Origin of the sequence: Microbacterium sp. TPD7012, assembly GCF_003075395.1 — a bacterium.
GTDB lineage: Bacteria > Actinomycetota > Actinomycetes > Actinomycetales > Microbacteriaceae > Microbacterium.
In genome coordinates, this window is sequence record NZ_QDFV01000007.1 from 1 (window position 1) to 17,937 (window position 17,937).

Genomic DNA, 17,937 nt, shown 5'->3' on the forward strand with positions numbered 1-17,937 from the left:
GCGTCAGGCAATGCACCGGGTGCGCACCGAGGTCGACAAGGCCGTCGTCGGTCAGGCCGGCACCGTGACGGGCCTGCTCGTCTCGCTGCTCGCCCGAGGGCACGTGCTGCTCGAAGGCGTGCCCGGTGTCGCGAAGACCCTGGTCGTGCGCTCGTTCGCGCGGGCTCTCGGGCTCGACACGAAGCGCGTGCAGTTCACGCCCGACCTCATGCCCGGCGACGTGACCGGCTCCCTCGTGTACGACGCGCGCACCGGGGAGTTCGACTTCCGTGCGGGCCCGGTGTTCACGAACATCCTGCTCGCCGACGAGATCAACCGCACGCCGCCGAAGACGCAGGCAGCTCTCCTCGAGGCGATGGAGGAACGCCAGGTCTCCGCTGACGGCGTGAGCCGGCCGCTGCCCGATCCGTTCCTCGTCGCGGCCACGCAGAACCCGATCGAGCACGAGGGGACGTACTCGCTGCCCGAGGCGCAGCTCGACCGCTTCCTCATGAAGCTCGTCGTCGGGATGCCGGAGCGCGATGCCGAGGTCTCCGTCCTGCGCCGGCACGCGGAGGGCTTCTCACCGCGCGACCTGACCGGCGTCGAGTCCGTCGTCACGGCAGACGAGATCCGCGCGGYGCTCAGCACGATGCGGTTCACCCAGATCGATCGCGGGATGGCCGTCGACCGCACCAGGCGCGAGTCCTTCTTGAACGCCCTCGTGAAGTCGGACACCGAGGTGTTGAACCACACCCACGGCAGGAGCGCCACGATGAGGAACACGATGTAGGGATCCTCGCCGACGGTGCGGTGGAAGACCTGCGTGAAGACGAACCAGTAGATCGCGCTCATCACGAGCGGATCGAGGACGGACCAGAGGTAGCCGAGGAAGCTCGTCGCGTACCGGACCTTGAGGTCGCGGGCCGACAGCAGCCACAGCGAATGCAGATAGCGCCGGGGCGTCCCGGGCGCCCCGACAGCAGCGTGACTCACGATGTCGAGTCTAGGAGAGAGTGTTGTTCCAGAGCGACAGCGCCGAGCCGATGGCCATGTGCATGTCGAGGTACTGGTACGTGCCGAGGCGTCCGCCGAAGTGCACGTCCTTCTCGCCCTTCGCCAGGTCGCGGTAAGCCAGCAGCCCCTCACGATCCGACGGCGTGTTCACCGGGTAGTACGGCTCGTCCTCGCGGTTCGCGAAACGCGAGAACTCGCGCATGATGACCGTCTTGTCCTGCTCGAACACGTCCTTGCGCTCCGGGTGGAAGTGCTTGAACTCGTGGATGCGCGTGTAGGGCACGTCCATGTCGGGGTAGTTCATCACGCTCGTCCCCTGGAAGTCGCCGACATTCAGCACCTCCTGCTCGAAATCGAGCGTGCGCCAGCTGAGCGCGCCCTCCGCGTAGTCGAAGTAGCGGTCGACAGGGCCCGTGTAGACGACGGGCACCTGCCCGACCGTGGCCTTCTTGCTCAGAGGCTGCGACTCGTCGAAGTAGTCGACGTTCAGCTTCACCTCGATGTTCGGGTGATCCGCCATCCGCTCGATCCACGCGGTGTAGCCGTCGGTCGGCAGGCCTTCCCAGGTGTCGTTGAAGTACCGGTTGTCGTAGGTGTAGCGCACCGGGAGGCGGCTGATGATGTCGCCGGAGAGCTTGTGCGGATCGGTCTGCCACTGCTTCGCGGTGTAGTCCCGGAAGAACGCCTCGAACAGCGGACGGCCGACGAGGGCGATGCCCTTCTCCTCGAAGTTCGCCGCCGTCTTGGCGTCGAACTCCCCCGCCTGCTCCTTGACCAGCGCACGCGCCTGGTCGGGGGTGTACGCGGACTGGAAGAACTGGTTGATCGTCCCCAGGTTCACGGGCATCGGGAAGACCGTGCCCTTGTGCGTCGTGTACACCCGGTGCACGTAGTTCGTGAAGGTCGTGAACCGGTTCACGTACTCCCACACCGTCGCGTTGGACGTGTGGAAGAGGTGCGCACCGTAGCGGTGGACCTCGATCCCGGTCTCGGACTCCGCCTCGCTGTAGGCGTTGCCGCCGATGTGGTGACGACGATCGATGACGGTGACTTTGCGGCCCGCTTCTGCTGCGCGCTCCGCGATGGTGAGGCCGAAGAAGCCCGACCCGACGACGAGAAGATCCATACCTGCAATCGTATCGGCGTGTACCTGGGAGCTCAGTCGCCCACGATCGGCCCGATGACGTCGGCCAGCATCGGAGCGAATCGGCGGACGTAGTCGAGGTTCAGATGGTCCGCGTCGTAGAAGACCGCCGTGCCGCCGATCGCGGCGTAGCACCGCGTCTCGTCGCAGAAGTACGGTCCGGCGTCGAAGGACCGGATCGATGGATCGTCCGCCGTGGATGCCGCGAGCAGATAGGGATCGGCCGGCTGCGCCTCGGCTATCGGCACCGCGCACGCGAGCGGGTTGCGCGCGTTGACGAGGAGGCAGTCGGGCGAGCGCACCTCACCGTTGAACGGTACGCCGCCGAGGGCGATCACCGTCACACCGGCATCCGCCCAGGCGCGCCAGGTGCTCTGCAGGCCGTCTGCGAACTGGTCGATCTGCGGGCGGTCGGTGCCGTCGTCCACGAGCTGCACCCGGCCCGCCGACGACGTGAGGACGACGTCGGGAGCCGCCTCCACGACCGCGGCCTGTACGGCGGCCGACCACTCCCGGCAGCGCGCCTGCTCCGCGGCACTCGCCGGCGTGCGGAACCCCACGAAGGGGGCGTCGATCACCGGGCACCCTCCGCCGAACGACGTGGTCACGATCCACCCCTCGGTGCGGGCGAGGTCTAACACCGCGCCCTGCCACTGCTGTGCGTGCGAATCGCCGACGAGCCACACCGTCGGCGCATCCGCGGATCCCGCGCTGAAATCGCACACCACCGTCGCCGTCGTGTCGCCGAAAGGCAGCAGCGCCGGATCGGCCCCGCACTCGTCGGGCACGTCGAAATAGGCGTTCCCCGGGCCCATCACCACGTCGGCCGCCGGCCCGAACCGGTCAGGACACTCCGCGCCGGGATCCATCGCCTGGGGTCCGACGCACTCCTCGATCGTGACGGTCACGGGCGGCACGTCCGCCGCGGACGCCGCTCGGCCGGCCAGGACGAGCCCGCCGCCGACGAGAGCCACGGTGACCACGGCGCCCAGCATCGCGAGGAGGGTCCGACGCGGAGAGGCGGCGAGGACCTTCCAGCGCTGACCGGGGCGCTCCACGAAACGGGCCGTCGCCCAGGCCAGCAGCAGGGAGAGCGCCAGGATGCCGAGCTTCATGACGGTCGACGCAGCTGCTCCGACGAGGAACGGCACGAGCACGATCAGCGGCCAGTGCCAGAGGTAGAGCGAATAGGAGACGTCGCCGATCCACTGCACCGGCCTGGTCCCGGTCACCGCGGTGTGCCAGAGGCGCTCGCGTCCGGTTCCGGCGAGGATCACCGCCGCCGTGCCGAGCACGGGCAGCAGCGCCACGTATCCGGGGAACGGCGTCGCGGGGCCGAAGAACACGGCGGCCAGCGCGATCATGACGAGGCCCCCGAGCGCGAGCACATCGGCCCCCACGCGCGGGAGACGTCGTGTCGCAGTCAGCGCCAGCAGGCCGCCGACGCCGAACTCCCAGGCGCGGGTGTAGGTCGCGAAGTAGGCCTGGCTCGGGATGAGCGTCGTGGCGATCACGCTCGCCGCGAGCGAGGTGACGACGAGGACGGCCAGCACGACGACCGCGACGACCCGCGGGCGCGCCGACCGCCTGGCCGCCCACCAGGCCGCGGCCAGCAGGAGCAGCGGCCAGAGCAGATAGAACTGCTCTTCGACCGACAGGGACCAGTAGTGCTGCGCGACGGTCGCCTGGTCGTTGAGCGCCGAGTAGTCCACCGACATGGCGCTGAGGAACCAGTTCTCGACGTAGCCGGCGCTCGCCGCGATCTCGGCGCCGGCCCGCGGCCAGCGAGGGTACGGCAGGAGCAGCAGGGTGCCGATCGCGCTGACGATCAGCACCAGGAGCGCGGCGGGAAGGAGCCGGCGCACCCGGCGTGCGTAGAACGCGGCGAGCGCGATGCGCCCCGTGGCGGCCACCTCACGGGTGAGATGACTCGTGATCAGGAACCCGGAGATGACGAAGAACACGTCGACGCCGACGTAGCCCCCGGTCAGGCGGGTCGGCCAGAGGTGGTTGAGCACCACCGCGGCGATGGCGATCGCGCGGAGCGCCTGGATGTCCGCACGGAACGCGGCACGCCGAGGAGGGGCGGGCCGTGCGCGGTTCAGGTCGTGGCCCCTGCGGTGGCCATCAGCTCGACCGCGGTGCCGACGACGATGCGCGGAGTGCCCGCCCAGCGCGCGGCATCCGTCGCGGCGCGACCGTCAACGAGCAGCTTGATGCCGGGAAGCTGCGAAGGCTCGAGCTCACGGTAGGCGGCGTGGTCGGTCTGCAGGATCGCGATGTCGATGTCGTCGCCCAGCGTGTACGGCTCGAATCCGAGTCGGCGCAGCTCCTCATCGCTGTACAGCGGATCGTGCACCTGGACGGCTGCCCCGCGCGCCTGCAGAGCAGCCACGGTCGGGAACACACCAGAGAAGGCCGTCTCCTTCACACCGCCGCGGTAGCTGGCGCCGAGGACGACAGCTCGCAGCCCGGACAGCGATCCGAGGATGCCCTCGGCCTGGGCGACCAGTCGCTCCGGCATGGATTCGTTCACGCGACGCGCGGTCCGCACGATGTCGGCGCCGGGGTCCGTCGAGAGGTAGAGCTTCGGATACACCGGGATGCAGTGACCGCCGACGGCGATGCCCGGGCGGTGGATGTGGCTGAAGACCTGGGAGTTGCAGGCCTCGATCACCTGGTAGACGTCGATCCCGTTGGCCCCCGCGAACAGGGCGAACTCGTTCGCGAGCCCGATGTTCACATCGCGGTACGTGGTCTCGGCGAGCTTGGCCATCTCCGCGGCTTCCGCGCTGCCCAGGTCCCACACGCCGTTGGCCCGCGCGAGATCCGGACGATCGTCGAACTCGAGGACGGCCTCGTAGAACTCCACGGCGCGACGCGCACCCTCGTCGGACAGCGCGCCGACCAGCTTCGGGTACTTGCGGAGGTCCGCGAAGATGCGGCCGGAGTACACGCGCTCCGGCGAGAAGACGACATGGAAGTCCTCGCCCTCGGTCAGTCCGGAGACCTCCTCGAGCATCGGCTTCCACCGACCGCGGGTGATGCCCACGGGGAGCGTCGTCTCGTACGAGACCAGGGTGCCGGGGCGGAGATGCTGCGCGAGCGACCTCGTGGCCTGGTCCATCCAGCCGAACTCGGGCTCCGCGGTCTCCTCGTTGACGAAGAGCGGGACCACCACGACGACGGCCTCCGCCGACGGGATCGCCTCGGCGTAGTCGGTCGTGGCGCGCAGGCGCCCGGCTGCCAGAGCCGCGGTGAGCTTCTCCTGCAGCTGCGCCTCACCGGGGAACGGCTCGACCCCGCTGTTGACGGCCTCGACGAGCGTCGGGTTCACATCGACGCCGATCACCTCATGTCCACGGTCGGCGAACTGCAGAGCGAGAGGGAGGCCGATCTTTCCGAGGGCCACGACGGCGATACGCATGAGCGATATTCTATGGCGCGGACGGAGGTCGGCCTCGCCATCCCCGTCTCCCCCGCGTACCCGCGCAGACTGTTCACGGGATGTGCGCGGAGTGTGCGGAGGCTCCGGTCAGCGGCGCTGCCCCTCGAGCACGGAGATGACGCGGGTGGCCGCGTGACCGTCGCCGTAGGGCGCCTGGTCCGTGTCGGCGGGCCGTGGGCGCGTCACTCCGGCGGCGATCTCCTGCGCCGTGTTCGCGAGCACGTTCCAGCCCAGCTGCACGGTCTCGACCCATTCCGTCTCCGTGCGCACCGTCGTGCACGGCACGCGCAGGAGGAACGCCTCCTTCTGCAGACCACCCGAGTCGGTGACGACGCCGGCGCTCGAGACGGCCGCGGCGATGAGGTCGGCGTACGCCAGCGGCGCATGCGCGATGAGCGATCCCTGGGTGAGCGCGATGCCGTGGGCGGCGGCCTTCGCGACGACGCGCGGATGAGCCAGCAGGACCACGGGCTTGTCGAGGTCCGCAAGACCGGCGGCGATCTCCGCCAGGCGCGCGGGGTCGTCGGTGTTCTCGGCGCGATGGATGGTCGCGACGTAGAACGCTCCCGCCTCCAGGCCGAGCTCCTCGATCAGGGCGGAGGGAGCCCCCGCCACCTGGTCGCGGACCTCGAACAGCACGTCGGTCATGACGTCCCCCACGAGCACCGTGCGCTCGGCGAGCCCCTCGTTCGCGAGGTGCTCGACCGCGACCTCGGTGGGAGCCAGCAGGAGGTCAGCCGCGTGGTCGGTCAGCACCCGGTTGTGCTCCTCCGGCATCCGGCGGTTGAAGCTGCGCAGACCGGCCTCGAGGTGCGCGACCGGGATGTGCATCTTCACGGCGCTCAGCGCCGCGGCGACCGTCGAGTTCGTGTCTCCGTAGACGAGGACCCAGTCCGGGCGGTGCTCGTCGAACACGGCGTCGAGCGCAGCAAGCATCGAGCCCGTCTGCACGCCGTGGGATCCGCTTCCCACACCGAGGTGCACGTCGGGAGCGGCGATGCCCAGGTCCTCGAAGAACACGTCGGAGAGCATCGGGTCGTAGTGCTGACCGGTGTGCACGATGACGTGCTCCACGCCGGCGGCGAGCGCAGCCTTGTGGATCGGAGCGAGCTTCACGAACTGGGGGCGGGCGCCGACGACGCTGATGATCTTCACGATCACTCAGCCTAGAGCGCGGCGCCGCGCCGCACCCGACTCAGTCCGCGAACCGGCGGGCGGCGTCGGGGAACACGCGTGCCGGCACGCCACGGAGGACGCTGTACGGAGGAGCGACCGTGTTCTCGGTGACGACCGCTCCGGCGGCGATGACGCTGTGGTGGCCGATGTCCGCGCCCATGAGGACCACGGCGTTCGCACCGATATGCACGTGGCCGCCGATCCGACTCGACGCGCGCTGGATGTCTCGGGCGCGTTCGCTGACGCAGCGCTCGACCGTGGAGTGCGTGTAGATCTGCACACCGGCGGAGATGTCGCAGCCGTCGCCGATCACGAGGCCGCCGCTGCCGTCGATGACCGTGAACGCCCCGATCCAGACGCCGTCGCCGATCTCGGGCTCACCGACGATCCACGCGTGCGGATTGAATCTGTTGGCGGGGAGGCCGTGCCACGCGGGCACCTCCTGGTTCGGCGACTCAGCGGGCTCTCTCACGGTTCGGCGCACCTCCATCCCATATGATACTTAGCAGTCTGCCCGCTTCCGTGATGCCACGGGAGCTCGATAACGAGAGAACTCGAAATCCATGTCTGTGCGTTCAAAATCCATCCTTGTCACCGGCGGCGCCGGCTTCATCGGGAGCCACCTGGTCGATCGACTCATCCGTGACGAGCCCCGACGGATCACCGTCGTCGACAACTTCTTCCTCGGCAGCATGGAGAACCTCACGGCCGCGCAGGCCGCGCGCCCGGACATCGACGTCATCCGGCTCGACGCCTCCGACCTCGCCGCCATGCAGGACGTCGTGACGACGCACGAGATCGACACGGTGTTCGACCTCGCCGTCATCCCGCTGCCGACCTCTCTGACCTACCCGGCCTGGACGGTCCAGACGAACGTCGGCATCGCCACGACGTTCTGCGAGATCGCCCGTCGCGGACTCGTGGAGCGCCTGATCCACGTCTCCAGCTCGGAGGCCTACGGCTCCGCCCGCTACATCCCGATGGACGAGGGGCACCCGCACGACGCGATCACCCCGTACGCGGCGAGCAAGTCCGCCGCGGATCACATCATCGAGTCCTACGTGCAGACGTTCGGGATCGACGCCACCGTGATCCGGCCTTTCAACAACATCGGTCCTCGCCAGAACCCCGGCTCCTACGCCGGCATCGTGCCGATCATCGTCCGCCGTGTGCTCGACGGCGAGCCGATCGAGATCTTCGGCGACGGCGAGCAGACCCGCGACTTCATCTTCGTCAAGGACAGCGCCGACCTGATCGCCCAGGTCCACGACTCCGACGAGTGCCGTGGCAAGGTGCTGAACCTCGCCACCGGCGTCGAGACCTCGGTCAACGAGCTCGTCTCGCGCATCCTCGGTCTGATGGGACGCCCCGACCACCCGGTCATCCACACGGAGGAGCGCCCCGGCGACGTCCGCCGCCACCTCGCCGACGTGTCGCAGCTCGAGTCGCTCCTGGGTCACCAGTCGCCGCGCCTCACCGACGACGCGCTCGGCCAGACCGTCGAGTGGTACACCTCGGTCCTGTCATGAGGCTCAACATCCCGCTGACCGGCGCCCCGGAGGTCGACGCGGTCCGCGAGGTCATCGAGTCCGGCTACCTGACGCAGGGTGCGAAGACGGCGGCGTTCGAGGAGGCGGTGCGCGGATACACGGCCGCCCGCCACGCCGCCGCCGTCAGCTCCGCCACGACCGGTCTGCACCTCGCCCTCGTCGCGCTCGGCGTCCAGCCGGGAGACGAGGTCGTGATCCCGGGCTTCAGCTTCCCGGCGACGGCGAACGCCGTGATCCAGCAGGGCGCCACGCCCGTGTTCGTCGACATCGACGAGGCGACGTTCAACCTCGACCCCGCGCTCCTCGACGCAGCCGTCACCGATCGGACCCGCGCCATCATGCCGGTGCACGCCTTCGGCCTCTGCGCGGACATGGACGCCATCAACGCCGTCGCCGCGCGGCACGAGCTGCCGGTGCTGGAAGACGCCGCGTGCGCTCTCGGCGGCACGTACGGGGGCCGTCACGCCGGCACGCTCGGCACCGCCGGCGTCTACTCGTTCCACCCTCGCAAGATCATCACGACCGCCGAGGGCGGGATGATCACGACCGATGACGACGAGCTCGCGAAGCGCATCGCCGTGCTGCGTGCGCACGGCGCCGTCCGCGGCGAGCTGTACATGGAGTTCGTCGAGGCCGGATTCAACTACCGGCTCAGCGACGTCCACGCGGCGATCGGCCTCGCCCAGATGACCCGCATCGACGACATCGTCTCGGGTCGCCGACGCGCGGCATCCGAGCTCACCAGCCGTGTCTCCGGCATCGAGGGCGTGCAGGTGCCGACGGAACCCGCAGGCACCGCCCACACCTTCCAGTCGTACGTCGTGCTCCTCGATGACGGCATCGATCGGGACGAGGTCATCCGTCGCATGCGAACGCGCGACATCGAGACGACGCTGGGGACGTACGGGATGCACCTGCAGCCGTATTTCCGCGAGCGGTTCGGCATCCCGGACGAGGCGCTCCCCCACACGACGCGCGCCCACCACCAGGCACTCACGCTCCCGCTGTATCCGCAGCTGACCGAGGACGACATGGATGCGATCGCCGACGCGCTGCGACTGAGCATCGAGGAGAGCGCGACACGATGACCCGACCTGATGTCACGATCGTCGACTACGGCGTGGGGAACCTCGGCTCGCTGCGCAATGCGCTGGCGAAGGTCGGGCGCTCCTCCGAGGTCACCAGCGACCCGCAGACCGTGATCGATGCCGCGCGCATCATCCTCCCCGGGGTCGGCTCCTTCGACCACGCCGTCGACCGCCTGACCGAGAGCGGCCTCGGCGAGGCCGTCGTGACGGCGGCCCGCGACAAGGGCACGCCGCTCGCGGGTGTGTGCCTCGGCATGCAGTTGATCATGGACGGCAGCGACGAAGGCGAGCGACCGGGTCTGGGCCTGATCCCCGGACGCGCCCACCGCTTCCCCGACGAGTTCGACGGTGCGCGCCTGCTCGTCCCGCACATGGGATGGAGCGCGGCCGTCGCGGCGAAGCCGTCGCGACTCGCACCGTCGCTGGGCAGCGGCGGACGGTTCTACTTCGTCCATTCCTATGCCGTCACCCCCGATGACGAGGCCGACGTCCTCACCTGGACGGAGTACGGCGAGCGCTATGCGTCGTCGGTGGAGCGCGACAACGTGATCGGGATCCAGTTCCACCCCGAGAAGAGCCACCGCTTCGGACTGACGCTCCTCGGCGAGTTCGCGGTGGCGGAGGCCTGATGCACGTCTATCCCCGGCTGATCCCCGTCCTGCTGCTCGAGGGCGACCGTCTCGTGAAGACCAAGGGCTTCGAGGACCCCCGCTACGTCGGCGACCCGGTCAACGTCATCAGCATCTTCAACGACCTCGAGGTCGACGAACTGGTGATCCTCGACATCGGCGCGGCGAAGAGCCGCGTGCCCGCCCGGATGGAGCTGCTGAACCGCATCGCCACCGAGGCGTTCATCCCTCTCGCCTACGGCGGCGGCGTCGAGACCGCCGCGCAGGCGCAGGCGATCATCGCCGCGGGCTTCGAGAAGATCATCGTGAACACCGCGCTGGTCACGCACACCGACGCCGTCCGCGAGATGGTCCGCGCCCTCGGGTCGCAGGCCATCGTCGCGAGCCTCGACGTGCGCGGGACCGACGACGGCTACGTCGTCCATACCGGCGGAGGAGCGGATGCCGCGGCCTTCACGGTCGACGAGTGGGTCGCGCTGGCGACCGATGTCGGGGTCGGCGAGATCCTCGTCACGAACATCGACCACGAGGGCACCCGAGAGGGCATCGACCTCGACCTCGTCCGCACGGTGGCGGCGACCGCGGCCGTCCCGGTGATCGCGCACGGCGGCGTGGGCGGACGCGGCGACCTCGTCGCACCGATCGAGCATGCCGGTGCGTCGGCCGTCGCCGCCGGAACCGCGTTCGTGATGCAGTCCGGGCGCGAGAGCGTGCTGATCAACTACCCGACGCGTCCGCAGATCGACGCGCTCTTCGGCCACCTCTTCGACGGCCGCGGGGAGCCCATCGCCGCGCAGCAGTTCGGGCTGGACCTGGATGCCGCCACCTCCGACGAGTTCCTGAGCTCGCCGGACGTGTGCCGCCGCTGCATCATCACCTCCGACGTTCCCGGTGCGGCGTTCGACGCCGACGGCGTCTGCTACTACTGCCACCTGCACGACTCGCTCGACAAGCAGTACCCGATCGGGCTCGAGAGCGAGAAGGCGCTGGACAAGTTCGTCGCCGAGCTCAAGGCCGCGGGCCGTGGCAAGAAGTACGACTGCATCATGGGGGTGAGCGGCGGCACCGATTCGTCGTACCTCGCCCACCTGCTGGTGAAGAAGGGCGTGCGCCCGCTCGCCGTGCACTTCGACAACACCTGGAACTCCCCCACGGCGACGTCGAACATCTTCGCCGTGCTCGACAAGCTCGGGGTCGACCTCGAGACCTACGTCGTGGACAACGCGGAGTACGACGACATCTACCGCTCGTTCATGCTCGCGGGAGTGAAGGACATCGAGGCTCCGACCGACATCGGCTTCATGGGCGTGCTGTATCGCGCCGCCGAGAAGCACGGCATCCGCCACATCGTCGAGGGCCACTCGTTCCGCACCGAGGGCATCTCCCCCATGGGCTGGCTGTACATGGACGGCGGCTACATCAAGGGCGTCCACAAGCGCTTCGGCACGGTGCCGATGAAGACCTATCCGAACCTCGACTTCACGAACTTCGTCAAGTGGTCGGCGTTCAGCAGGATCCAGCGCACCCGCCCGCTGTACTGGATCGACTACAACAAGGAGGCCGCGAAGCGCTTCCTCGCCGACGAGTACGGATGGCAGTGGTACGGCGGCCACCACCTGGAGAACCGCTTCACGGCGTTCTACCACACGTACTTCCTGCCGACCCGCTTCGGGATCAACTTCCGTCAGATCGAGCTCTCGGCGCTGGTGCGCTCCGGCCAGATGGACCGGAGGCTCGCCGCCGCCCAGTTCATCGAGCCCCGCCACGGCGATCCCGAGCTCATCGCGATGGTGAAGAAGCGCATCGGCTTCGATGACGCGGGCTTCGAGCACGTGATGACGATGCCGAAGAAGGACTACACGGACTACTCGACGTACAAGCGGCGTTTCGAACTGCTCCGCCCGTTCTTCTGGCTCATGTGGAAGCTCGATCGCGTTCCCAAGAGCTTCTACGTGAAGTTCTGCATCCCGCGCAAGAAGCGATGATGGCCGCGTCGACCTCGGTGGTGTTCCGTCGCCAGCAGGCGCTGCTGCGCACCCTCTTCTGGGTGTTCAAGCCGTTCGCGTTGTTCACGAGGCGGATCGACTGGGTCGTCGGCCCCGAAGACATCGCGCTCATGGCCACCCACATCGCGGAGGCGCTACCGAACAGCTACACCGCGATCCACGCGAGGAATCCGTTCTACTCCGTGGAGTACGACGCCGTGATCCAGACGACGTCCACCGCCCTCGGCGGCCGCCTCGCGACCTGGCGCCGCCTGTACGGCGGACCGATCCTGCTGGCCTGGCTCGTCAACCGTGCGCGCGGATTCATCTACGTCGGCGGAGGGGCCTTCCTCGAGGGGCACCACGACGAGCGGGAGTTCGAGTTCGCGTTCATCCGGCGGCACGGGCGACGTCTGGTCTGCTACTTCACCGGCAACGACATCCGCTCGCCCCGATTGTCGCAGCAGCGCGCGGAGGAGACGGGACGTCCCAACATCGGATCGATACTCGCCACGATCGACCCGATCTTCGCCGCACCCGAGTACGACCTGGCCCGGCGGACACGCGCGCAGGTGGCCGAGCGCCATGCGGAGGCGATCTTCAACGCCCGCAACGACCAGCTCTCCTACCTCGAGGGGCACACGCACCCGTTCCTGTACTTCTACCCGGATGAGCAGTTCGTCGACAGCACCGTCAAGTTCGATGCGCCGGAGCGCATCGTCGTCGTGCATGCCCCCTCGAACCCTCTGCTGAAGGGCACGGATGCCGTGCGCGAGGTCATGGCTCGGATCACGCAGTCCCATCCGCACGTCGAGTACCGCGAGCTGATCGGCGTCCCGCACGAGCAGGTGCTGGCGGCTCTGGACGATGCGCACGTCGCCCTCAACGAGTTCTACGCCTCGGTGCCCGGTGTGTTCGGCGTCGAGGCCATGGCGCGCCGCTGCGTGCTGGTCACCAGCGCCCGCGCGTCCGACGAGCCCGATCTGGGCGAGGATGCCGACGAGGCCTGGGTGATCGCCGACGTGCACACGCTCCACGACGCACTGCTGACGGTGCTCGCGCACCCCGAGGAGATGGCCGCGCAGGCCGCACGCGGACACGCGTGGGCGATGGCCAACGCCTCGGCGAGCGCGAGCGCACGAGCGCTGGCGCTGGCACTGGCCTCGGCGACAGAGCCTGCGCGATGACATCGCGGCGTCAGACGCTCCTCACGCGGATCGGTTCGATCCTCCTCGCGGGCCTCCTGCTCGCCGGGTGCACCTCCCCCGCCCCCTCGGCATCCCCCTCCCCGATCCCGACGGTGTCCCCCGCGCCGGAGACGAGCCTCAACACCGAGGGCTTCGCGACATCCGGATGGACTCTGCGCACCGACGTCCTCAACCCCTTCTACGACCGGATCCAGGTCGACGTCGACATCACCGAGATCGACGACTCGGGTCTCGCGCTGTACCGGGAGCAGGCCACCGGAAAGGTGCTGCCGCATCCGATCGTCAACGCGCAGTATGCGATGGCGGCCCTGCTGCGGTGGGAGGAGACCGGCGACGACATCTGGCTGACGCGAGCCATCCGCAACGCGCAGGAGCTCGTCGACACGCACGTGGAGCGAGACGGCGCGTGGTGGTTCCAATACGACTGGGACTGGACCTACCTGGATCGCACGCTCACCGCACCCTGGTGGTCGGGGATGGCGCAGGGCGAAGCGTTGACGGTGTTCTCCCGCCTCGCCACCATCCAGCCCGAGAATCCGCAGTGGCGAGAGGCCGCCGACCGCACGGTCGAGTCGTTCTTCCAGCGCGGCGAGGGCAACACCGCACCGTGGTCGACCGTCGTCGACAACGGGTACCTGTGGTTCGAGGAATACGCGGGCGACCAGCCGCCGCTCCTGGTCATGAACGGGCACGTCTTCGCGATCTTCGGGCTCTACGAGTACTGGCTGCTCAGCGGGGACCAGCGGGTCGCGACCTACATCGACGGCGGCGCGACGGCCATCCTGGCCGCGATGCCGCTGATCCGCGGCGGCGAGGGTGCGGTGTCGTACTACTGCACGCAGCGCGACTACTGCCGCCGTGTCGAATGGCAGAACGCCACGTACCACCCGATCCACATCCAGCAGCTCCACGCTCTGGGACGGATCACCGGCGCACCGGAGTTCGACGAGTGGGCCGCACTCCTGGAGAGCGACTGGCAGGGCTGAGAGTCGCGGTCAGCGGGAGCGCACGATCGCGCTGACCGCCGTCGCCCAGTTCTCCACCTGCGCCTCGGCGGAGAGCGCCGCGGCGTGCTCCTGCACAGCGGCCTTGAACCCGTCGACCCGCTCGGGAGTGAGTCCGTCGACGGCCGCGAGGATGCTCGACTCCGTGAAGTCCGCCGTGACGATGCCGAGGCCCCGCTCCTCCACGATGCCGGCCATCTCGATGGACGGACCGACGATGATGCCGAGTCGGGCCTGCACGAAGTCGAAGAACTTGTTCGGCAGCGCGAGCGCGTTGTTCTCGCTCGTCGGCGGCAGCACGTGGATCCCCACGTCGTAGCCGTGCAGCACATCGATCAGCTCGGCCTGCGCGACCGGCTCATGCACCGTGATCCGAGATCCGAGCTCGTCGGAGAGAGCGACGAGCTGCTCACGATCGGTGGGCGGGTTGTACGTCAGGTAGAGGTCGAGGCTGACGTCGGCCGAGGAGGCGGCGACTGCCCGCATGATCTCGGCGAGACCTCGCTCGCGGAACGGATTGCCGCTGTGCACGAGCCGGATCGGACGCCCCGTCGGCGTCGGCGCGAAGTCCCGGAACGGGGTCGCGTTCGTCACCACGCCGGGCTCGAGGCCGTACTCGCGGTAGCGCTGGGCGATCGCGGTACCGACGGTCGTGGAGGACCGGACGCGGGACGCGAACCGTGTGATGAGCCAGGTCCAGTACCGCCGCTGCCGGAGTCCGAGTTTCGTATCGTCGACGGGCAGGCCGGGGAAGAACTCATGGAGGTCGGCGTGGACCCGCTCCGCTCCCGCCACCGAGATGGCGGCTCCGAGGGTCTCCGCGTCGTTCGCGATGACCGCGTCGAACCGGCGTCCGCGCAGGAGACGACGGGTCTGCTGCACCAGGGGCACGTGGTCGTACCCCCAGCGGAACCACTCCCGCTCGCGGGCGATGTCGTCGACGAGGTCTCCCCAGCGTCCGCGGGGCCGGACGTCATCGGGGTCGAGGGCGATGTGCTCGACCCGAGAATCCGGCGAGGCACCGGGCGAACAGGTCGTGACCTCGTACTCGTCGGCGAGCCGGCGCACCTGCTTGATCACGCGGGGATCGATGTCGATCGCGTCGTACGAGAGGATGAGGACCCGCGGCCGCGCAGACGAGGTCACCACGTCGTCACGGTCCCGGAGGGGGAAGGGCGGACGTCCTCGTATGCGATCCGGACACTCATGCGCTCCAGTCTAGGAGGCCTCAGCGCGGTTCCCCGGAGGACACATGTCCGCCTCGGTAGACTGGGCGGATGACCGCTGTCCGTTCCACGATCGCTCCGCGCTCGTGAACCGCTACCGTCTGCCTGGCTGGATCAACTCGCTCATCGATCGGATCGCGGATGCTCCGATGAGTCCGATCGGCCGGATCGCGGCCCGCCGGATGGGTGCCCCGGCTCCGGCCGGAGCCGTTCCCGCCACGGAGTTCGACGACAAGCCGATCAGGGTCCTCATCACCCCGATGAACTACTCCGGCCAGGGCCGGGCCTGGGCGCGCGCGCTCGAGGCAGCGGACCCCTCGATCTCGGCCCGCAACACCGCCGTCGACGTTCCCGGGGGCTTCTCGTTCGACGCGGACCTCGTGGTCCCCGTCGGCACGTACCACAACGGCGCCGAGTGGCAGCAGCGCGAGTTCGAGGCTGCGAGCCGCGCCACGCATGTGCTGATCGAGGCCGAGGAGCCCCCGTTCGGGCGGATGCTGTCGCGGTCGGTCGCCGCTCAGGCCGAGGCCCTGCTGGACAGAGGCGTCGATGTCGCGTTCCTCGCGCACGGGACCGACGTCCGGCTCCCCTCCCGCCATATGACGGACAACCCGTGGTCGCACTACGGAGACCCGGACATCTACGCGCCCAGGGCGGAGGTCCTCGCCGCGAGGAACATCCGACTGCTGACCGAGAGCGGCCGTCCTCTCTTCGTCTCGACTCCGGACCTGCTGGAGGATCTGCCCTCCGCCGGATGGTGCCCGGTCGTCGTCGACCCCTCGCGCTGGGCCGCCGCGCCTCGGAGCGGTTCCGACGGCCCGCTGCGCGTCACGCACGTCCCGTCGGTGTCGGCGGTGAAGGGCACCCAGCTCATCCTCCCCGCGCTCGAGAAGCTCGCCGAGGAAGGGGTCATCGACCTCCGACTCGTGCAGGGCGTTCCGAGCGCCGAGATGCCGGCCGTGTTCGCCACCGCCGACGTGGTGATCGATCAGGTGCGCATCGGCTCCTACGGCGTCGCAGCCTGCGAGGCCATGGCCGCGGGGTGCATCGTGGTCGGACACGTCGCCGACCGCGTCCGCGGCGAGGTCGAGCGGCGCACCGGACTCGCGCTCCCCGTCGTGGAGAGCGACCCGCCGAGCATCGAGGAGACACTGCGTCGACTCGCCGCGCTTCCGGATCGCTCCGCGATCATCCGAGCAGGCATCGACTTCGTGCGGCACGTCCACGACGGACGCATGGCCGCTGCGGTCCTGACAGACGAGTGGATCCGTCCACGCACGAGCACAGACCAGGAAGGTGGCGCGCATGCATCCCGCGATTGAGCGGATCTGGAAGCTGGTGCCGAAGCCGGTGCAGGATTCCATCGCCGCCGGTGTCGACAGGGCGAACGGCGTCGTGCCCCCGCCCCCGCCCCACCCCGACCTGACCCGGCCGCACCGCGTGCTCATCGGCCCGGTGAACTACGCCGGCCAGGGCTACCGGTGGTCGCGGGCGATGGAGGAGTCCGGGGACGTCTCGGCGAAGAACTTCGTCCATGCCGAGAACAACGTCCTGCAGTACCCCGCGGACTACGTCGTGCCGTGGCGCACCTCGGAGCACTCCCGCGCGTGGCAGCGCGCGATGGTCGAGACGATCGCCCAGGAGTACACGCACGTTCTCGTCGAGGCCTGCGTTCCGGTTCTTGGCGGCATGTTCTCCGGTGATCTGCGGCGGCAGGTGGCGCTCATGCAGCGCGGCGGCGCCCGCGTGGGGATCATCGGACACGGCACGGACGTGCGGCTCCCCTCGACGCACGTGCAGTCGACGCCCTGGTCCCACTTCGTGGACAGCGACGAGTGGGTCGCTGCGGAGAAGGTCGAGACCGTGGTCGCCGAGAACCTGCGGGTCATCCGCGAGCTCGGACTGCCGACATTCGTCTCGACCGCCGGGCTGCTCATCGACATCCCCGACGCGCACTTCCTGGGCGTCGTCATCGACCCGGACAGGTGGGTGAACGACGAGCCCGTCCTGCAGCGCGACCGGCTGAAGGTCGTCCATGCTCCGACGAACCCCCACGTCAAGGGCACGCCCCTCATCGTTCCCGCGGCGCAGCGGCTCCACGACGAGGGTCTCATCGAGTTCGTGCAGCTCGAGCGCACGCCGAACGAGGAGATGCCCGCCGTGCTCGCATCCGCCGACGTCGTGCTGGACCAGTTCCGCGTCGGAGACTACGGCGTCGCGGCCTGCGAGACCATGGCAGCCGGCCGCCTCGTGCTGGCGCACGTGACCGATCAGGTGCGCCAGGAGGTCGAGCGCCACGCCTCGATGCCGCTCCCCGTCGTGGAGGCCACACCGGACGACATCGAGGCGGTGCTGCGCGACATCGTCGCGCGTCGCGAGCACTACCGTGCGATCGCCGCGTCCGGACCGGCGTTCGTGCGTCGCCTCCACGACGGCGCCTTCTCCCGCGAGGTGCTCGTGAAGCACTTCCTGGCGGTCTGAAT

The 17,937-nt window shown here is 69.0% G+C and carries 14 protein-coding genes and 2 pseudogenes; 9 read left to right on the forward strand and 7 right to left on the reverse strand.

Features of this window, described 5'->3' with window-relative positions:
• Positions 1 to 616 (forward strand): annotated as a pseudogene (locus DC434_RS16915) (AAA family ATPase); the annotation flags it as partial.
• 5 nt (positions 617 to 621) lie between these two features.
• Here the strand turns inward: DC434_RS16915 and DC434_RS16920 are convergent.
• The 6 genes and pseudogenes from DC434_RS16920 to DC434_RS16945 all read right to left on the reverse strand — a co-directional run.
• Positions 622 to 975 (reverse strand): annotated as a pseudogene (locus tag DC434_RS16920) (ABC transporter permease); the annotation flags it as partial.
• A gap of 10 nt (positions 976 to 985) precedes the next feature.
• A complete protein-coding gene (gene glf, locus DC434_RS16925) occupies positions 986 to 2,122 on the reverse strand; it encodes a UDP-galactopyranose mutase (protein WP_116636492.1) in 1,137 nt (378 codons plus the stop codon).
• A gap of 32 nt (positions 2,123 to 2,154) precedes the next feature.
• The gene (locus tag DC434_RS20270) at positions 2,155 to 4,314 is read right to left on the reverse strand and encodes an acyltransferase family protein (protein ID WP_207769995.1); all 2,160 of its coding nucleotides are present in this window, start codon (positions 4,312 to 4,314) and stop codon (positions 2,155 to 2,157) included.
• On the reverse strand, positions 4,242 to 5,567 hold the full coding sequence (locus DC434_RS16935) for a nucleotide sugar dehydrogenase (protein ID WP_116636494.1): 1,326 nt from the start codon (positions 5,565 to 5,567) through the stop codon (positions 4,242 to 4,244). Before DC434_RS16935 ends, DC434_RS20270 begins: the two co-directional genes overlap by 73 nt.
• Positions 5,568 to 5,675: 108 nt before the next feature.
• Entirely contained in the window at positions 5,676 to 6,743 is a 1,068-nt protein-coding gene (gene wecB / locus DC434_RS16940) for a UDP-N-acetylglucosamine 2-epimerase (non-hydrolyzing) (RefSeq protein WP_116636625.1), read from the reverse strand.
• 40 nt (positions 6,744 to 6,783) lie between these two features.
• The gene (locus DC434_RS16945) at positions 6,784 to 7,236 is read right to left on the reverse strand and encodes an acyltransferase (protein WP_243408987.1); all 453 of its coding nucleotides are present in this window, start codon (positions 7,234 to 7,236) and stop codon (positions 6,784 to 6,786) included.
• Positions 7,237 to 7,327: 91 nt separating this feature from the next.
• Between DC434_RS16945 and DC434_RS16950 the strand changes: the two genes are divergently transcribed.
• From DC434_RS16950 to DC434_RS16975, 6 genes are read left to right on the forward strand one after another with little or no spacing between them, the layout of a single operon-like run.
• Complete coding sequence (locus tag DC434_RS16950) at positions 7,328 to 8,293, forward strand: NAD-dependent epimerase/dehydratase family protein (RefSeq protein ID WP_116636496.1); 966 nt, start codon at positions 7,328 to 7,330, stop codon at positions 8,291 to 8,293.
• Positions 8,290 to 9,402: a DegT/DnrJ/EryC1/StrS family aminotransferase gene (locus DC434_RS16955; RefSeq protein ID WP_116636497.1), complete on the forward strand. Its 1,113-nt coding sequence runs from the start codon at positions 8,290 to 8,292 to the stop codon at positions 9,400 to 9,402. Before DC434_RS16950 ends, DC434_RS16955 begins: the two co-directional genes overlap by 4 nt.
• A complete protein-coding gene (gene hisH / locus DC434_RS16960) occupies positions 9,399 to 10,031 on the forward strand; it encodes an imidazole glycerol phosphate synthase subunit HisH (RefSeq protein ID WP_116636498.1) in 633 nt (210 codons plus the stop codon). Before DC434_RS16955 ends, hisH begins: the two co-directional genes overlap by 4 nt.
• Complete coding sequence (locus DC434_RS16965) at positions 10,031 to 12,016, forward strand: N-acetyl sugar amidotransferase (RefSeq protein WP_116636499.1); 1,986 nt, start codon at positions 10,031 to 10,033, stop codon at positions 12,014 to 12,016. The genes hisH and DC434_RS16965 overlap by 1 nt, the downstream gene beginning before the upstream one ends.
• Positions 12,016 to 13,203 carry a glycosyltransferase gene (locus DC434_RS16970; protein ID WP_165808118.1) on the forward strand — a complete coding sequence of 396 codons (1,188 nt, stop codon included), beginning with the start codon at positions 12,016 to 12,018 and terminating at the stop codon, positions 13,201 to 13,203. Before DC434_RS16965 ends, DC434_RS16970 begins: the two co-directional genes overlap by 1 nt.
• The gene (locus tag DC434_RS16975) at positions 13,200 to 14,210 is read left to right on the forward strand and encodes a D-glucuronyl C5-epimerase family protein (protein WP_116636501.1); all 1,011 of its coding nucleotides are present in this window, start codon (positions 13,200 to 13,202) and stop codon (positions 14,208 to 14,210) included. Before DC434_RS16970 ends, DC434_RS16975 begins: the two co-directional genes overlap by 4 nt.
• 9 nt (positions 14,211 to 14,219) lie before the next feature.
• Here the strand turns inward: DC434_RS16975 and DC434_RS16980 are convergent, their stop codons facing one another.
• Positions 14,220 to 15,377 (reverse strand): glycosyltransferase family 1 protein, encoded by a 1,158-nt coding sequence (locus tag DC434_RS16980; RefSeq protein WP_116636502.1) that lies wholly within the window; start codon positions 15,375 to 15,377, stop codon positions 14,220 to 14,222.
• A gap of 103 nt (positions 15,378 to 15,480) precedes the next feature.
• Here DC434_RS16980 and DC434_RS16985 point away from each other — a divergent pair, with 103 nt between their 5' ends.
• Entirely contained in the window at positions 15,481 to 16,776 is a 1,296-nt protein-coding gene (locus DC434_RS16985) for a hypothetical protein (protein WP_116636503.1), read from the forward strand.
• A complete protein-coding gene (locus DC434_RS16990) occupies positions 16,760 to 17,935 on the forward strand; it encodes a glycosyltransferase (protein WP_133192836.1) in 1,176 nt (391 codons plus the stop codon). The genes DC434_RS16985 and DC434_RS16990 overlap by 17 nt, the downstream gene beginning before the upstream one ends.
• Positions 17,936 to 17,937: the final 2 nt, after the last annotated feature.